Here is a 2951-nt window from a genome sequence, read left to right as displayed (position 1 = left end):
TGTTATCGCTTTAACCGTAGATTTAAGTTGGCAGATATGGTTGCTTCCCTCCTCAAATACTGTTTAAAAACTCCACCGATGCCATACCGACTGTTGAAAATGGCTGAAGTTCGGTGGTAATCAGATATTGATTTCAATAATAGTAATTGGTGTAGCCGGTTTATATTTCAGCATCACGAGCGAATTAATTGTCGTTGGGGGCGAATACAGTCAGGGAATAAAATACGATACCGAATTACAAGAAAAGGTAATTTCCAAACTGCAAAAAAGGAATATTCGCTATATAATTAATAATGAAGGTTTTATTACCCACAGAAAGAAAGATAAACAGGAAATATTAGAAATTGCTGACAATATTATTTTAGAAAGTTCAAAAAGTGAAAAATATGTTCCCTCAAAACCAGGTACATATTTTTATCCTGACGGTGCCAATGAATATTTTATTGGATTACTGAAAACAAACAATATCCCATACGAAATTGAGTATAATGAAAACAATAAAATCAAAATGATTTATTGGGATACCGAAAATAATAAATCAGCTTTAGAGCAGGCTTTGAAAGTTCAGGAAAAAATTGGCCAAACAAAAACCCCTCCCAGCATTCAAATGTTGTCGCCGGAAATGAATGACCGATTTGAAAAAATACTATCTGAAAATGGTATTCCATTCACCCGTAATGGCTTAGCGACAGTATACAATTGGAAAGACTGGGTTGAAGTAGAAGTCCTTAAAAAGGAATTTTACAAAAACGAACTGCCTATACACCAAAACAAATGAAAATATAGCAAGATCACACAACCAGTCATTCCACTGGACCCGCAAACACCGCGGTCCAGTGAATTCAGGCGTTCGCAAGGAAAGTTATGACACGCAAACAATTCATCGAGTCTGTCGGGGCAAGCTGCCAGAACTGGCAGTGGAGCTGGTCCTTCGTCAATCATACGGAACGCTTCGTCGTCTTCGGCGCGTGGGACAGAAACACCGCCGGACAGAAAAGCCTTATCTTGTCCGAGACATGGGAAATCAACGCTCGTGGCCGAAGGAATCCCGGATTTCAGCAATCACGGGATCATATCCGACTCGTCGAGGAAGAGGGATACACACTCAAGACCTTCCCGATGGAGTACTCCGATGTTCGAAAGGATGAGGATGGCGTCGGTCCAGCAACCATAAAGGGGTTCACACCTGAACTGTCAGACAGAACTCTCAAGAAGATCGGAAGTGGCTGGTACGCTTCCGATGCTTCCGACGATATACAACTTGCGGATGAGATTCCAACCCCTGAAAAGTACTCAGAAGGAGCAAAGAGAACTATCTCGGTCAACGCTTTCGAGCGAAGTGCGAAGGCAAGAAGAGCTTGTATTCAGCATCACGGCTTGAACTGCGCAGCATGTGGGTTCAACTTCGAGACGGCCTACGGCCCTCTCGGAGAGGATTTCATTCATGTTCACCACATTGTGCCTATCGGCGCAATTGGTGCTGAATATTCCGTTGATCCCATCAAAGACTTGATTCCAGTCTGTCCAAATTGCCACGCCATGATTCATCGAGTGAACCCACCTCTGACGATTGAGGAAATGAAACGCATTGCGAACAAGAAAAATGCAGCGTACGGCTAAAGCCGCCGCTGATTTTCGACGTTCAGTGTACAATAACCATAAATCTGCTTTAAAAAATCAAAGGAACACAATGGGTACTGGAACGACAATTAGCATTATTATCGCTGTAGTTGCCATCATCCTAACTATATTTTTCTACATGAATGATTCTCTTGATAAAAGAGTTGAAAAAGCAATAAATCATCCTGATTTTATTAAAAAGGTCGCAGAATATTCTAAACTGCCTATGCTCATCTTCAATGAAGATGGTACTTATCAATCAGAATCGGCAGATGCAAGTTTGTTGATATCAAAAATTGAACCATTTACAGAAAAAATTGAACGAGGAAAGGAACGTTTTGCAGGGTTTATTGTTTACCCAAGTCAATTCTTAAATTCCGCACCTATTTTGCAGGCCATAAACAGTAAAGTTGTTTTTTCGAAAGCAAAAAAGATAAACACAATTGACTGGAAATATCGTATCCCTGAATGGAATGGTTCTGAATGGGGTGGTTCATATGATGAACCACCTGAAAAGCTTTACAAAATAGAAATCATCAAATAATGCACTGAACAAAACGCTCAACAAGGATTGCTGTCAGGTTACCGATTCGTTCTTAAAACCTATCATGTTGTGCAACATTGTATTCTTGTTGCGTAATTCACGGGTGTCAGCAACCTGTTAGCTCCACGTTAACATCTAGAATATGACAAAAATCCATTTTCCAGAAAATTTTCCAGTCCCAGACGAATTCTTAATTGAATTAGGTAGAGCCACAGCTCTATGGGGTACACTAGAAAAAACCGTTGACCATACAATTAACTATCTATCAGGCCTCGAACCTCATGATCATTGGCGCGTTGCTGTATTAACCGCACATTCTAATTTCAAACAAAAAGTCGATATAATTGACACTCTCTGTAGTGAGCTACAAAAGCAATATCCAAACCTATCATCCTATCGAGAAACAACTAAGTTGGTTCGCAGTTCACAAAAAAAGAGAAATCATTTCTTTCATAATGGTATTGGCTTTGATGAAGAAACTGGAAAAGTTATGACCTCTAGTTTATCTGCAAGGGGAACATTTAAAACACAAGTAAGGGATGTGAACATTTCGGAATTAAGAGAGTTCGCAGGAAAAATACACGAGTCTCTGTTGTCATTACATGGCCTTATAACTGGTAAATATTACCCCCCAGTCTGGGAGTGAAAACAATAAAATGTCAGCAATTCCCGCTCAAAAGTTATATATTTGAAATAACTTAATATATTAAAAAGCTCTTTCGTAAACTTTTGCAACTTTTATGAGGTATAAACACTGAAAAATATAGTATAAAAAACTTTCCGGCTA

Annotated in this window: 4 protein-coding genes and 1 pseudogene; all 5 read left to right on the top strand. The window is 39.4% G+C overall.

What is annotated here, in order from left to right:
- Window positions 1–120 (top strand): annotated as a pseudogene (locus FCL48_RS25600) (IS1595 family transposase); the annotation flags it as partial.
- A 7-nt stretch (window positions 121–127) separates the two neighbouring features.
- A complete protein-coding gene (locus FCL48_RS24495; protein WP_136876704.1) occupies window positions 128–778 on the top strand; it encodes a hypothetical protein in 651 nt (216 codons plus the stop codon).
- 86 nt (window positions 779–864) lie between these two features.
- A complete protein-coding gene (locus FCL48_RS24490; RefSeq protein WP_136876702.1) occupies window positions 865–1620 on the top strand; it encodes an HNH endonuclease in 756 nt (251 codons plus the stop codon).
- The gene (locus FCL48_RS24485; RefSeq protein WP_169309372.1) at window positions 1604–2164 is read left to right on the top strand and encodes a hypothetical protein; all 561 of its coding nucleotides are present in this window, start codon (window positions 1604–1606) and stop codon (window positions 2162–2164) included. The genes FCL48_RS24490 and FCL48_RS24485 overlap by 17 nt, the downstream gene beginning before the upstream one ends.
- 142 nt (window positions 2165–2306) lie before the next feature.
- Window positions 2307–2810 carry a hypothetical protein gene (locus FCL48_RS24480; RefSeq protein WP_136876698.1) on the top strand — a complete coding sequence of 168 codons (504 nt, stop codon included), beginning with the start codon at window positions 2307–2309 and terminating at the stop codon, window positions 2808–2810.
- Window positions 2811–2951: the final 141 nt, after the last annotated feature.

This window comes from Desulforhopalus sp. IMCC35007 (assembly GCF_005116575.1).
Classification (GTDB): Bacteria; Desulfobacterota; Desulfobulbia; order Desulfobulbales; family Desulfocapsaceae; genus Desulforhopalus_A.
Note: the sequence above shows the minus strand (reverse complement) of the source record. Positions and strands in the feature narration are given on the sequence as shown.